The following is a 12,341-nucleotide window of genomic DNA, read 5'->3' as shown; positions in this document are numbered from 1 at the left end:
AGGTCGTCACGCAGGGGGAGCAGCGAGGTCGCCGGCCTTCAGGTCGATGTCCAGAGACATGGTGGAGCCGTCTAGATGTAGCCGGTGACCAAGACCCAGCTCGCGGATGACCTGGAGCATGAGACTGTTCTCTGCCAGGACTTCAGCGGTCATCCATCGAATCCCCGCAGCGCGGGCGTGTGCTGCCAGACGCGTGAGCAGTGCGGATCCGATGCCGTGTGATTGTGCGTTGTGGTCGACGATGATCGCGATCTCGACGTCGGAGTGTGGACGGTTGTGGGGCAGCGGTCCGCGCACGTAGTTTGCGACACCGAGAAGGTGGTCGTCTCGAAACGCGCCGAGAGCGCAGTCCCCGTCATCGTGCCGGCACGTGTACTGGGCCAGCGCCCGTAGATGTTTGGGGCGGGCTCCGAAGAAGCGCATATATGCGTCGTGCTCGTTCAGTCGGGCATACAGCTGTTCGACAGCGGGCACGTCGTCCTGATCCAGGGACCTGATCGACACATCAGACGGAAGAGCATGGACAACGGGTCCTGGCACGGGGCGAATACTACTCACTGTGCTGACTTTTCACTGCTGTCTTCGCTGTGGCGGCACCTACGGCAGCCCGTCGTCGGCCGCGCGCCTTGAAGATCTCATCGGCGCCCAAGACGATGAACGGCATGGGTAGCAGCCACATGGCGAGATGCAGAGGTGGGTTGACTGTCCCAAAGATGTTCTGCAAGAACGGGACTGTGACAATGAGTGCAACGAAAGCGATCTCGAACGCGATTCCCCCCAGCAACAGCCGATTGGTGCCGATTCCGACCTGGCGTAACGACGCACGTTGGGTCCGGGACGCCAGGGCTGTACCGATTTGGCAGGACACGATCCCCAGAAAACTCATGGTTGTGGCGAGTTGCCAGGTGTCGTGGGCCGCTCCGTGCGACACCGAGGCGCCCCAGCTCCAACCACCGTCGAGCAATGTTCCCAGAAAGAGCCCGAGCACCAGCACCGCTGAGACACCGCCAAGGATTCCCCAGGACCGCAGTAAAACCTCACGGCTGACGACGTTCTGAGTTCGCTTGTGTGGTGGGCGGTCCATCAACCCGGGTTCGGCGCGTTCGCGCCCCAACGCCAGCGCCGGCAACGTTTCGGTGCCGAGATCGATGGCGAGAATTTGCATGACCGTTAGCGGCAACGGTATCTGTCCACCCGAAAGGGCGTACAGCAGAAAGGGAACCACTTCAGGAGTGGCGTGGGCAAAGATGTACACGATGAACTTGCGGACGTTGTCATAGACCCGTCGACCGGCCTGCACGGCCGTGACAATGGTGGCGAAGTTGTCGTCGGTGAGCACCATGGTTGCGGCTTCTCGCGCGACGTCGGTGCCCGATCTACCCATCGCGACACCGATGTCCGAACGGCGCAGGGCCGGTGCGTCGTTCACGCCGTCCCCGGTCATCGCCACCACGTGGCCCTGGCTGCGCAATGCGTCGGTTATTCGGAGTTTGGCTTCTGGGGAGCTGCGAGCGAACACGATCTCACCTGGTGCGGCGAGCAACGTGTCAAGATCCGTCTCCGGCATGGCCTCGAGCTCGGCGCCGCTGACCACACGAAGGCCCGTGGTGGAACCGATACCCACGCTCTCCGCTATTCCCTTGGCGGTGAGCCCGTGATCGCCGGTCACCACGAGAATGCGTATACCGGCCGAGTGGCATTTGGCCACCGCATCAGCCACCTCTGGCCGAGGCGGGTCGATGAGCGCCACGATGGCGACCAGAGTCAGATCGGTCTCGGCGTCGTTGCGATCAAGGGTGGCGACGGCGGCGGCGTCAATGCTTCGGTCGGCGACAGCCAGGAGCCGAAGTCCTTCACTGGCCCACTGATTCACCAGCGCGGAGATCTGTGAGCGGTCATCAGCGGTGAGCAATCGATCGGTGTCATCGACAATTCGAGAGCACCGCTGCAGCAACTCTTCCGGAGCACCTTTGACATTGATGGTGGCGCCGCCGGCTGAGTGCGTCACCGTGGACATCCGGCGCAAGGCGGATTCGAAATGGTATCCACGTAATACCTCGTCGCCGTGTGCGGACGATGGGAGAAGCATTTCTCTCGCGGCGCGCAGCACGGCCACTTCGGTGGGGTCCCCGTGCTCGAGGGTGTTGCCCGCGTCGTCGGTGGTGATTGTGGCCGTGCAGCAGTTGATCATCACCCGAGCTGCACGCTGCGCTGCCGCGTCCGGGTGGTCAGTGGGAAGTGCGATGGCACCCTGAGGCGTCCACATCCTCGTCGCTTGCATCTTGTTTTGTGTGAGGGTGCCGGTCTTGTCGGTGCAGATCACCGTCGTGGAGCCGAGCGTTTCGACTGCTGAAATCCTTTTCACCAGCGCCCCATTGCGGGCAAGCACACGGACACCCAGTGCGAGGGCGAGGGTGATGGTGGGTAACAGACCTTCGGGAACATTTGCGACAAGCAGACCGATCGCGAAGTTCACCGAATCCTGCAGTGAGAGGCCGGCCAGGAGAGTTCCCAGAGGAATGAAGGCGAGACCCATCACCACCGCCACTCCCGCGATCAGCCAGGCTACCCGCTTCACTTGCGCTTCCAGCGGGCTTTCCTCGTGGGTGACTCGCTGAGACAGGGCTGCGATACGGCCCAACTCTGTCCGCATGCCGGTGGCGAAGACGACGGCGCGCGCCTCGCCTCCGACGATGTTGGTTCCACTGAAAACGATGTCGGTCGCTTCTATGAGCGGACCGGCGGCCCCTGTCCTGCGCGTGGCGACGTGGACTGTGGCGGACTCTCCGGTGAGTGCGGAAAGGTCGACGTCGACCGAGCCGTCGATGAGTCGTGCGTCTGCTGACACTCGGTCACCTTCGGACAGGTGGATGACGTCTCCCGGCACCAGCGACGCTGCCGCCACATCTTGTTCGGGGCCTTGGCGCATTACGCGCGCGGTCTCGGGGATGATCGCCGACAGTGCCTCAACCGCCTGCTCGGCGTGGCGTTCCTGAACGAAGGCAAAGCCGGCGTTGATGATGACCACCGCGACAATGGCAAGGGCCAATGGCTGCGAATCACTGATCCACGCCAGTGCAGCGGCCAGCCACAGCAACAAAGCGAGAGGGTGGGTCAATTGACGCAGCACCTGGCGGGACCAATGGCTGCGGCGTTGCCGGACAAGTTGATTGAGACCGTAGACGACAGCACGTCGAGAGACTTCACGATCGGAGAGCCCGGTGGTGCTGGTCTCCAGGTCACGGAGTAGACCGTCGATCGACTCCTGCGGATCGAATCGCTGTGATTGCTGTTTACCGGTAGCCAAATTCCCAACCCGTACCTTCGTTGTCGCCGCTCGGCTCGACACTGCTGCGGACCCAGGGGAAGCCGCCGCCCAGTACGGAGTGGTCTTGGGGCACGGTCTCCATGTCCAGGGGTGCCGCGGGCAGGGCGTCACCGAACACCTCGTGGCTGAGTTTGCTCAACGCCCTGAGGTCGCGAGCCAATTCCATCCTCCCTGAAGGGGTTCCACGATAGATCCACTGCTGGTGGCCGTCGATCAACCGGTGATCGGCGTTCAGGAGCCCTTCCTTGACGAGTTCATCGAGCGAGGTGTGCAGATCAGTCGCGCTGAGCCGGTATTGATGTCGGGCGAGCTCTTCGGTCATCTGCTGCTCCGAGATGGCTTCCTTCGTAGCTCTACCCAGAATGTGCAGTCGGACGGCCGAGCGGTCAATGAGTCGCATCGTCGTCACCTTTCTTGTGGGGGCACAGCACCGCGGCGCCCGAGAATCGGCCGGCCTTGAGGTCGCGCAAGGCTGTCAAGGCCCCCTCGAGCGGATACGTTGTGGTCGTGACGTGCAGCCGGTGTTTCTGCGCGATGTCGAGGAATTCTCGCGCGTCGTCGCGCGTATTGGCTTCGACGCTGTGGATCTGCTTCTCGTGGAACAGATGACGCTGATAGTTCAGAGGCGGCGTGTCACTCATATGGATACCGGCCAGCGAAACAGTCCCACCATGGTCGAGCGCTTGCAGAGCGACAGGGACAACATCGCCGACCGGCGCGAAGATGATTGCCGAGTCGAGCGGTTCGGGCGGGGTGTCATAAGTGTCGCCTACTGATGCCGCGCCGAGTTCGAGCGCCAAATCCCTGGCGGCCTGATCGCGGGTCATGACGTGCACCGTGGCGCCCTGCTCGATGGCGACTTGTGCGGTCAGGTGGGCGCTGCCACCGAAGCCGTAAATCCCGAGCCGCCCGCCCGGGGGTAGGTCAGCACGCTTGAGCGCGCGGTAGCCGATGATGCCGGCGCACAGGAGCGGCGCGAGATGTTCGATGTCATATCCGGCGGGGAGTGCGAGTGCGTAGTCGGCGGGCACCGCGACATACTCGGCGTAACCGCCGTCGTGGTCCCAGCCGGTGTATTCCGAACTCGGACAGAGGTTTTCCTTCCCTGCACGACAATACTTGCAGGTGCCACACGTATGGCGTAGCCAAGGAACACCGACAAGGTCGCCCACTCGGAAGGTTGTCGACGTCCCATCAGCGATGTGCACAATCCGGCCGACGATCTCGTGTCCTGGGATCACGCCGGATCGGTGTGTCGGAAGGTCTCCCTCGGCGATGTGCAGATCGGTTCGGCATATCCCGCACGCCTCGACCGAAAGTAAGAGCTCACCGGTTCTCGGCACCGGCCTCGGGGTGGTCACCAGCTTGATCAGGTTTGCTTTAACAGGCCCGGGCTCGGTCACCCGCCATGCGCGCATCTGGTCTTCCGCTTCCTCTGTGTGACGTGACGTGGCCCGGTCAGCGAGCTGAGGTCCCGGCCAGGGACTCGCTGATCGTCTGTGCCCACTCGGCGATTTCTTCGGTTGAACGGTTGTCGCCGTCGGTCGCGTGTACCGCGGAGGCCACAAATCGCTCGCCGCGGCTGAGTGTCGACCGGTCGAGTTTCCCCCCGAACGTGTGGTGATCGCGGGCCCATGGTGCGGTCGCCCACTTGGTGCCAGGTGCGGGTGTGTCGTCGGCGGCAACCGGTCCGCTCGAGAAGAGCCACACCGGAATCGATTCGAACTGTTCGAGTTCCCGATCGACGAGTTTGCGAGCACTCTTGAGCCAGCGTCCCATGTACACGGCACTGCCCAAGATCACAGCGTCGTACTCGGAGACATCGTCGACCTGTTCGGCATCGCGGGTGTCTACTCGCGCGTCGACTCCGTGATCGCGGAGACCTGTGGAGATTTCGGCGCCGAGTTGTTCCCCGATCTCACGAGTCGCCCCGTGCCGGCTCGCGGTTGCTACCAGAATCTTCATCTCTGCCCCATTCGGTCGTGACACTGTTCAGCTCGCTAAACAAGTCAACCGCTGCAGCACCTTCCGCCATCAGAGGCGTTGGACGGCGTTCGATGAGGCAGATGGACAGGCGTGTCGGGGTCGAAAGTCACTATCCGGCCGCGGGGTTTCCCGGCAGGGTGGAACCACCCAACAGCTGCCCGGCTTCGGACGGGCTGTACGAGCCGAGACGGCGGTGGAGGAAGACATGGATTTTGAGCTGCGCTTCTCCCGGTGGTTCGTGCCCCTCGCGACGCCGCTCGGGATGGGCCCACGGAGGTCAGTTGTGCGAATTGACACCGCTTCGCACTCGATGGTCGTCGAGATGGGTTGGGCCTTCAAGGTCCGAATCCCGCTGTCGTCCTTGGTGTCAGTTGGTCGCGCCCGACCCGCCTGGTCGGGGTGGGGTGTCCACGGCTGGGGTGGGTCGTGGTTGGTCAACGGTGCCTCCCACGGGATCGTGGCTTTGACCATCGACCCGCCGGCGCAGGCCAGGGCAGTTGGTTTCCCGGTCAGGCTCCGCCATCTTCGAGTCAGTGTCACCGAACCCGTCGCTCTCATCTCCATGCTCAACCACGTGCAGGCCGCATGACGCGGAAGGGCGCGGCGCAAGCGCAAGAAGGCCGCCACTTCTGGTCGATCGAATGGTGGCTGTTGGCGGCTACGGTGGCGGCCTTGGCAACAGGCGGCATCGGATGGCTTTCTGGGGCGTCATGGTTCGCGGATGTGTGCTGGTCTCTCGGAACCGTTGCAGCACTCATACCTGCGCTGTGGTGGGTGATTGCGGGTCTGCGTAAAGGGCGGCTCGGGGTCGACATGATCGCCGTGCTGTCGCTGGCCGGAACGGTGATCGTCGGCGAATACCTGGCTGGTGTGTTGATCGGGGTCATGCTCGCGACCGGACGGGTGCTTGACGCAGCTGCCTCGCAACGTGCCTCTAGAGATCTACACGCATTGCTGGACCGTGCTCCACGAACCGCTCGTCGTCGAACGCAGACGGCGATCGAGGTGGTTCCCGTCGAGGACATCGCTGTCGGTGATGTCCTCTCAGTCGGTCCCGGTGAGATGGTCCCGGTGGACGGTCGGGTGGCGTCGGGCGGGGTAATCCTGGATGAATCCGCACTGACGGGGGAATCCGTACCGGTGTCCGTAGTAAACGGACAGGCCGTGCGGTCGGGAGTGGTCAACGCCGGGGATGCGTTCGAGTTGCTGGCCGGCGCCACCGCAGCCGAGAGTACCTACGCAGGGATCGTGCGTCTGGCAGGCGAGGCCGCCGCCGAACGAGCCCCAGTGGTACGACTCGCCGACCGTCTGGCTGCGGTCTTCCTGCCCATCACGATTCTGGTTGCGGGTGTGGCCGGGATTACAGCCGGTTCGCTGACGCGAGCGGTTGCTGTTCTGGTCGTTGCGACGCCGTGTCCCCTTTTACTCGCCGCTCCCATCGCCATCGTGTCGGGACTGTCGCGCTCGTCCCGCTACGGAGTGGTGATCCGTGACGGTGCTGCGTTGGAGAACCTGGGCCATGCGACGACGTTGATCCTGGACAAGACCGGAACTCTCACCACTGGTCGACCTGGTGGAATAGATGTCACTGCGGCTCCTGGTGGGAACGCGGACGAGGTGCTCAGGCTCGCCGCATCGGCTGATCAGATCTCGCCGCACGTGATTGCCGAGGCCATCGTTCGCGAAGCGGTTGCGCGCTCTCTGGAGTTGACCGTGCCACAGGCGGTGGCCGAAGAAGCGGGAAGCGGTGTCACTGCAGTTGTCGAGAGCCGTCGCGTGTCGGTGGGGATGCTGGACGTGACGTCAGGTGGGCCACCATGGGCAGACGCAGTGGTACAACGCGCAGAATTCGATGGGTCCGTCATCGCGTGGGTGACCGTCGACGGCGTGCTCACCGGGGCGATCACCCTGGTCGACGAGGTGCGCCGCGACGCCCCCCGAACGCTGCGGCGACTTCGCTCGGCCGGACTGAACCGCGTGCTCATGGTGACCGGCGACCGTTCGCGACCAGCTCGGGAGATCGGGGCCATCCTGGGTCTTGACGAGGTGTACGCGGAGCAGTCACCAGCGGACAAAGTGGCCCGGGTGAGGACCGAGCGGGACCGTGCGGTCACGGTCATGGTGGGAGACGGCGTCAACGATGCTCCGGCACTGGCGGCCGCGACTATTGGAGTCGCGATGGGTGCGCGGGGGTCGACCGCGAGCTCAGAAGCCGCTGACATCGTGTTGACCACCGATCGCCTCGACAGGCTGGCCGATGCGATGGACATCGCACGGCGATCTCGACAGATCGCCATCCAGAGCGCCGCTGTCGGCATGGGGTTGTCGTTGGTGGCTATGGTTGTCGCTGCATTCGGTTGGCTGGCACCGGCCCCCGGTGCCCTCTTGCAGGAGGCGATAGATGTGGCGGTGATCGTCAACGCGTTACGTGCCCTCGGTGGCCATCGGAACCGTTCACGGCAGATATCCGCATCCACAAACACTATGCTGCAGCACTTTTCAAGTGAGCACGATGACATGCGTGATCGTCTATCCGCCCTTGCCGTCACGGCGCAACTGGTAACGGCGGGGGACTCGGATGCAGCGTTGCCGGCCCTGCGTGAGGTCGACCATTTTTTGTCGACTCGCGTTCTGCCGCACGAACATGAAGAGGAACGGCAGCTGTATCCGGCGTTGGCCGAACCGCTGGGAAGTGAGGAGGCGACCGCGACGATGAGCCGTATGCACGCCGAGATCGATCGTCTGAGCCGTCGGATTCACGCTCATCTGGAACGGGCAGAAATCGGCGGCGTAATCGCTGCCGAGCAGCGTGATGACCTGGTGGCAACCCTCTACGGCCTCCATGAACTGCTGAGGCTGCACTTCGTCCAAGAGGAGCAGAACTACTTCACGTTGGCGACTACGACGGACGACCCGTCGACAACGGCCGCGTCGCCGGTCCGGGACCGCGGATGAACCGCGAACAACTCTGCGACTGGCTGCTGCTGGACAGTGATCCGGCCATCCGGTGGCAGGCGCTCAGAGACCTGACCTCTGCTGACCCCGCTCGAGTCGATCTCGAACGCAGCCACGTGGCGACCAGGGGATGGGGGAAGCAACTGCTGGCTGCCCAAGACACAACCGGCCGGTGGGCCGACGCCCTGTACAGCCCGAAGTGGACCTCGACCACGTATACGTTACTGCTGCTTCGATGGCTTGGCTTGCCTGAAGGCAACGAACAGGCCCTCGCGGGTTGTGGTCAATTATGGTCCGGCGCAGGAGTTCATGCTGGGGGCGGCCTCAACTTCTCGAAGAGCGTGACCACACCAGAGACCTGTGAGACCGGAATGGTGGTGCAGCTGACCGCCTACTTCAGATATCGAGACGAACGGCAGGACGCGACGGTGCGGTGGCTACTCACGCAGCAGCTGGATGACGGTGGTTGGAACTGTGAGACGCTGCGGACCGGCTCCCGGCATGGGTCTTTTCACACGTCCATCATCGTGCTCGAGTCGCTGCTCGACTACCGCCATGGTGGGGGGCCAGTGGTTGTCGACGAAGCTCTTGATCGTGGCCGTGAGTTCTTCCTCGCCCATCGGTTGTTCAAGTCCCATCGAACGAACTCGGCCGTCGATCCCGCATTCACCCGCTTTCCCTTCCCTCCGCAGTGGCACTTCGACGTCTTACGCGGGCTGGATTTCTTCCGACTCAGCGGTGCTGAGCCGGACGAACGGCTCGGCGACGCAGTCGAGGCACTACTCGCCGCCCAGAATCGAGACGGTAGGTGGCCGTACTACCGGTCGTACCCCGGGCGGCAGTGGTTCGCCATGGAATCGAGGGGACCGAGCCGATGGAACACGTTGCGGGCCAGCAGGGTGCTCGATTGGTGGAACTCCAGCGAGGACACGCGCCTCTCGTCGGGCAACTGGTGACCTTTGGCCCTTAACTCCGATGAACGCGCGAGAGATGCTGTGAGCAATCGCCCGCGTGAAGGACGCGAGGGCTCGCGTGATCAGGATTCATAGGGAGTAGTCGATTGCTGGGGAGTGAACGGAGCAACTGGTTCGGGCTCGCACTCGTGGTTCTGGTTTTCGCAACGTGCACGGTGTTGTCACTGTCGGTCTGGCTGAGCGTCTTCTTCGGATTACTGGCCGTATTGCACGTCGTGGGCATGGTGGGTGAGACGACCACAGCCTGGCCGATTTGACCATCGACCCCGGGCCGCCGATCTCGGCCCGCCTGTCAACGGGAAGGCGATGAGGTAGCGCTGAGGGGTGAGGGGGGTGCAACGATGACCGTGTCGGGTGAGTCGGCTGTGGAGTTGTACTGGCTACCGTTGGGCGCCGGCGGTCACGTCGTAAAACACACGGGTCGACTGTTCGAGATGGTGTTTGCCTGTCGCGAGCATCGAACCGCGAGGCCGCTCTACCACTCTGCGTTACGGGTCACTACCGGCATTCGAACCTTCGCGATCGAAATGGCACCGGTGTGGAACAACTCGGCCGCTCGGCGCGGTGTGGTAGCGACCGGCCCCGTCGGCTCCACGTGGCTTGGCCACTCGCGAGCGTTTCGTTATGAGGTGCGCTGCTGGCAGAGCGGTCAAATTCCGGACGTGGCGGAGGCGGTGGATAGCCCACAGGTGTTGAGTGATGACTCGGCGGCCGCGTCGCGGATACTCGCCAAGGTTGTGTCAGTTCCCCGATTCACCTGGGGCCGCGATGAACTGGGTGTGGGCGATATGTGGAACTCGAACTCGTTGACGTCGTGGTTGCTCATGGTCGGTGGGATCGACCTGATGAACGTGAAGCCGCCGGATGGTGGACGGGCTCCTGGTTGGCAGGCCGGTATCGCGCTGGCCGAACGACAGCAGCACCACCAGCCTCACTGATTCAGAACCAAGGCGGGCACTCGTAATCATGGCGGCGCGATCAGGGCGAGAAGCCGTTCTGTCGTACACGAACCAACATCAGGAATGGAAATAATGGGTCGATATCGCCTGCATCGGGAAGGTCGAACGCTGCTGCCCAGGCGTACCGTTGCGTTCTTCTTGCTGGCATATCTGTTCAGCTGGAGCGCGTGGCTCCCCATGGTGCTCAGTCCTGAGCGGTTGCAGTACCTGCACTACGTCGGTAGTTGTGGCCCACTCTTGGCCGCAGTCATCATGCGCCACCGCGACACCGGATTGGCTGGTGTTCGCAACCTTGTCGGGCAGATGGTCCGATGGCGTGTTCCGTTGCGGTGGATGGGCTTTGCACTGCTGTTTCCGCTACTGCTCTTCACATTAGGTGCCGGCGCATCATCGATGATGGGTGACACCGTCGACATGAGCGACTTCTTGGCTTCGAAAGAGTTCACGAACCTGGGTTGGCTTCTCGTCCCTGTGGAGATCGTCTTCTTCGGATACGGCGAAGAGACCGGCTGGCGGGGGTATGCGATCCCGAGTCTGGAGTCTGCGGGGTGGAGCTCGTACGGTGCCACAACACTATTCGCGGTGTTGTGGGCAGGATGGCACCTGCCGCTGTTCCTCTATCCATTCGGGCTCCAATCACTTCCTTTGTTGATGATCCCGGGATGGATTGTGAGCATCCTCTTCGGTGCCTACCTCACGACATTCCTGTTCAACAGCGCACGTGAGAGCCTGCTCGTGGTCGCCGTCTTCCATGGAATGGTCGACATCGTGTCGATCACGAGGGCAGCCACAGAGATCACACTCGTCATCGTCAACGCCGGCCTCATCGCTGCTGCTGTACTCGTCTGCATCAGGTACGGGCCAGGCCTGCGGGCGCCCAGACCCCATGAGCTGCTCCAGAAGCCACCAAGACTCACTACGACCGAGTGACACTCGCTCTGGTTTCAGGGACTTTCGGCCCGGTTGTTGCGGCTCCCTGCGTGATGGACTCAGATCATGGCGGCGGCAAACGGTCGCCCGATGCACGCACCGACAGACCCACAGAAGGAACGCCGAAGCGATGAACACAATGAAAGCCGCGCGGGTGCATGATTTCACCGAACCGCTTGTAGTCGAAGAGATCTCGATCCCCGACCCTGGACCGTACGAGGCAGTTGTCAAAGTTCAGTACTCGGGTGTGTGCCACACCGATCTCCATGCCGCCCGCGGTGATTGGCCGGTCAAGCCCGCCTTGCCTTTTGTGCCCGGCCACGAAGGTGTGGGAACGGTGATCGCAGTCGGAGATCATGTGACGCGATTGGCCATAGGGGACACGGTGGGGAACGCCTGGCTCTGGAGTGCATGTGGCGAGTGCGAATACTGCCAGACCGGCTGGGAGACTCTCTGTCCCCAGCAGACAAACGGCGGCTATTCGGTCGACGGATCGTTCGGCACGCACATGCTCGTGGACTCGCGGTACGCGCCGATCATTCCCGCCGGGGTCGACCTGGCAGCTGCGGGGCCGATCCTGTGCGCCGGTGTCACCGTCTACAAGGGGCTCAAGGTGACCGACACCCAGCCCGGTGAATGGGTATTGATCTCGGGCATAGGCGGACTGGGACACATCGCTGTTCAGTATGCGATCGCGATGGGCCGCCGTGTTGTCGCCGTCGATGTCGATGACTCCAAGTTGGAACTCGCCAGACAACATGGGGCAGAGGTGACGGTGAACGCTGCCACGGTCGATGACCCTGCGGCGGAGATCACCGAGCGCACCAACGGGGGCGTACACGGTGCGTTGGTCACCGCAGTCAATGCACACGCTTTTCCGCAGGCTGTGGCGAGCCTGCGACGAGGTGGCACCGTAGCGCTTGTCGGCTTACCACCTGAGGCCTTCCCCCTCGACATCTTCACCACCGTGCTGTTCGGTCTCAGTGTTCGAGGGTCGATCGTAGGTACGCGCAGGGATATGACCGAAGCACTCGACTTCTTCGCGCGGGGTCTGATCAAGCCCACCTACGCAATTCGCACCCTGCCGGAAATCAACGACGTCTTCGCCGACATGAGCGCGGGCGACATCAGCGGGCGGATAGTACTCGACCTCACCTAGATGTCGAGACGCCCGACCCCAGCCGGGTGGATCGCCGAGCGAAAGGACTA

The 12,341-nt window shown here is 62.9% G+C and carries 11 protein-coding genes; 6 read left to right on the top strand and 5 right to left on the bottom strand.

Translation table 11 applies throughout. From position 1 onward, the window contains the following. Positions 1–6: 6 nt before the first annotated feature. From ACVWY6_RS23320 to ACVWY6_RS23300, 5 genes are read right to left on the bottom strand one after another with little or no spacing between them, the layout of a single operon-like run. Complete coding sequence (locus ACVWY6_RS23320) at positions 7–540, bottom strand: N-acetyltransferase family protein (protein WP_457541343.1); 534 nt, start codon at positions 538–540, stop codon at positions 7–9. Between the two features lie 10 nt (positions 541–550). Then, the gene (locus tag ACVWY6_RS23315) at positions 551–3,307 is read right to left on the bottom strand and encodes a cation-translocating P-type ATPase (RefSeq protein WP_457541341.1); all 2,757 of its coding nucleotides are present in this window, start codon (positions 3,305–3,307) and stop codon (positions 551–553) included. Next, positions 3,294–3,728 carry a PadR family transcriptional regulator gene (locus ACVWY6_RS23310; protein ID WP_457541339.1) on the bottom strand — a complete coding sequence of 145 codons (435 nt, stop codon included), beginning with the start codon at positions 3,726–3,728 and terminating at the stop codon, positions 3,294–3,296. The genes ACVWY6_RS23315 and ACVWY6_RS23310 overlap by 14 nt, the downstream gene beginning before the upstream one ends. Continuing rightward, positions 3,715–4,746 (bottom strand): zinc-binding alcohol dehydrogenase family protein, encoded by a 1,032-nt coding sequence (locus ACVWY6_RS23305; RefSeq protein ID WP_457541337.1) that lies wholly within the window; start codon positions 4,744–4,746, stop codon positions 3,715–3,717. Before ACVWY6_RS23305 ends, ACVWY6_RS23310 begins: the two co-directional genes overlap by 14 nt. A 40-nt stretch (positions 4,747–4,786) precedes the next feature. Further along, the gene (locus tag ACVWY6_RS23300; protein WP_437425700.1) at positions 4,787–5,293 is read right to left on the bottom strand and encodes a flavodoxin domain-containing protein; all 507 of its coding nucleotides are present in this window, start codon (positions 5,291–5,293) and stop codon (positions 4,787–4,789) included. A gap of 226 nt (positions 5,294–5,519) precedes the next feature. Between ACVWY6_RS23300 and ACVWY6_RS23295 the strand changes: the two genes are divergently transcribed. From ACVWY6_RS23295 to adhP, 6 genes are all read left to right on the top strand, one after another. Then, a complete protein-coding gene (locus ACVWY6_RS23295) occupies positions 5,520–5,903 on the top strand; it encodes a hypothetical protein (protein ID WP_457541335.1) in 384 nt (127 codons plus the stop codon). Further along, a complete protein-coding gene (locus ACVWY6_RS23290) occupies positions 5,900–8,269 on the top strand; it encodes a heavy metal translocating P-type ATPase (RefSeq protein ID WP_457541333.1) in 2,370 nt (789 codons plus the stop codon). The genes ACVWY6_RS23295 and ACVWY6_RS23290 overlap by 4 nt, the downstream gene beginning before the upstream one ends. Continuing rightward, on the top strand, positions 8,266–9,225 hold the full coding sequence (locus ACVWY6_RS23285) for a hypothetical protein (protein ID WP_457541331.1): 960 nt from the start codon (positions 8,266–8,268) through the stop codon (positions 9,223–9,225). Before ACVWY6_RS23290 ends, ACVWY6_RS23285 begins: the two co-directional genes overlap by 4 nt. A 692-nt stretch (positions 9,226–9,917) precedes the next feature. Further along, on the top strand, positions 9,918–10,181 hold the full coding sequence (locus ACVWY6_RS23280; protein ID WP_457541329.1) for a hypothetical protein: 264 nt from the start codon (positions 9,918–9,920) through the stop codon (positions 10,179–10,181). Positions 10,182–10,274: 93 nt separating this feature from the next. Then, a complete protein-coding gene (locus ACVWY6_RS23275) occupies positions 10,275–11,132 on the top strand; it encodes a CPBP family intramembrane glutamic endopeptidase (protein ID WP_457541327.1) in 858 nt (285 codons plus the stop codon). Positions 11,133–11,262: 130 nt separating this feature from the next. After that, positions 11,263–12,291 carry an alcohol dehydrogenase AdhP gene (adhP, locus tag ACVWY6_RS23270; protein ID WP_457541325.1) on the top strand — a complete coding sequence of 343 codons (1,029 nt, stop codon included), beginning with the start codon at positions 11,263–11,265 and terminating at the stop codon, positions 12,289–12,291. The last annotated feature ends 50 nt before the right edge of the window (positions 12,292–12,341 follow it).

It is taken from the genome of Williamsia sp. R60 (assembly GCF_054063855.1).
This window is presented reverse-complemented; position numbering and strand designations above follow the sequence as displayed.

Coding starts and splice junctions, on each gene's coding strand:
- ACVWY6_RS23310 (WP_457541339.1), bottom strand. CDS start 3,728: ATGCGACTCATTGACCGCTCGGCCGTCCGACTGCACATTCTGGGTAGA.
- ACVWY6_RS23305 (WP_457541337.1), bottom strand. CDS start 4,746: ATGCGCGCATGGCGGGTGACCGAGCCCGGGCCTGTTAAAGCAAACCTG.
- ACVWY6_RS23300 (WP_437425700.1), bottom strand. CDS start 5,293: ATGAAGATTCTGGTAGCAACCGCGAGCCGGCACGGGGCGACTCGTGAG.
- ACVWY6_RS23295 (WP_457541335.1), top strand. CDS start 5,520: ATGGATTTTGAGCTGCGCTTCTCCCGGTGGTTCGTGCCCCTCGCGACG.
- ACVWY6_RS23290 (WP_457541333.1), top strand. CDS start 5,900: ATGACGCGGAAGGGCGCGGCGCAAGCGCAAGAAGGCCGCCACTTCTGG.
- ACVWY6_RS23285 (WP_457541331.1), top strand. CDS start 8,266: ATGAACCGCGAACAACTCTGCGACTGGCTGCTGCTGGACAGTGATCCG.
- ACVWY6_RS23275 (WP_457541327.1), top strand. CDS start 10,275: ATGGGTCGATATCGCCTGCATCGGGAAGGTCGAACGCTGCTGCCCAGG.
- adhP (WP_457541325.1), top strand. CDS start 11,263: ATGAACACAATGAAAGCCGCGCGGGTGCATGATTTCACCGAACCGCTT.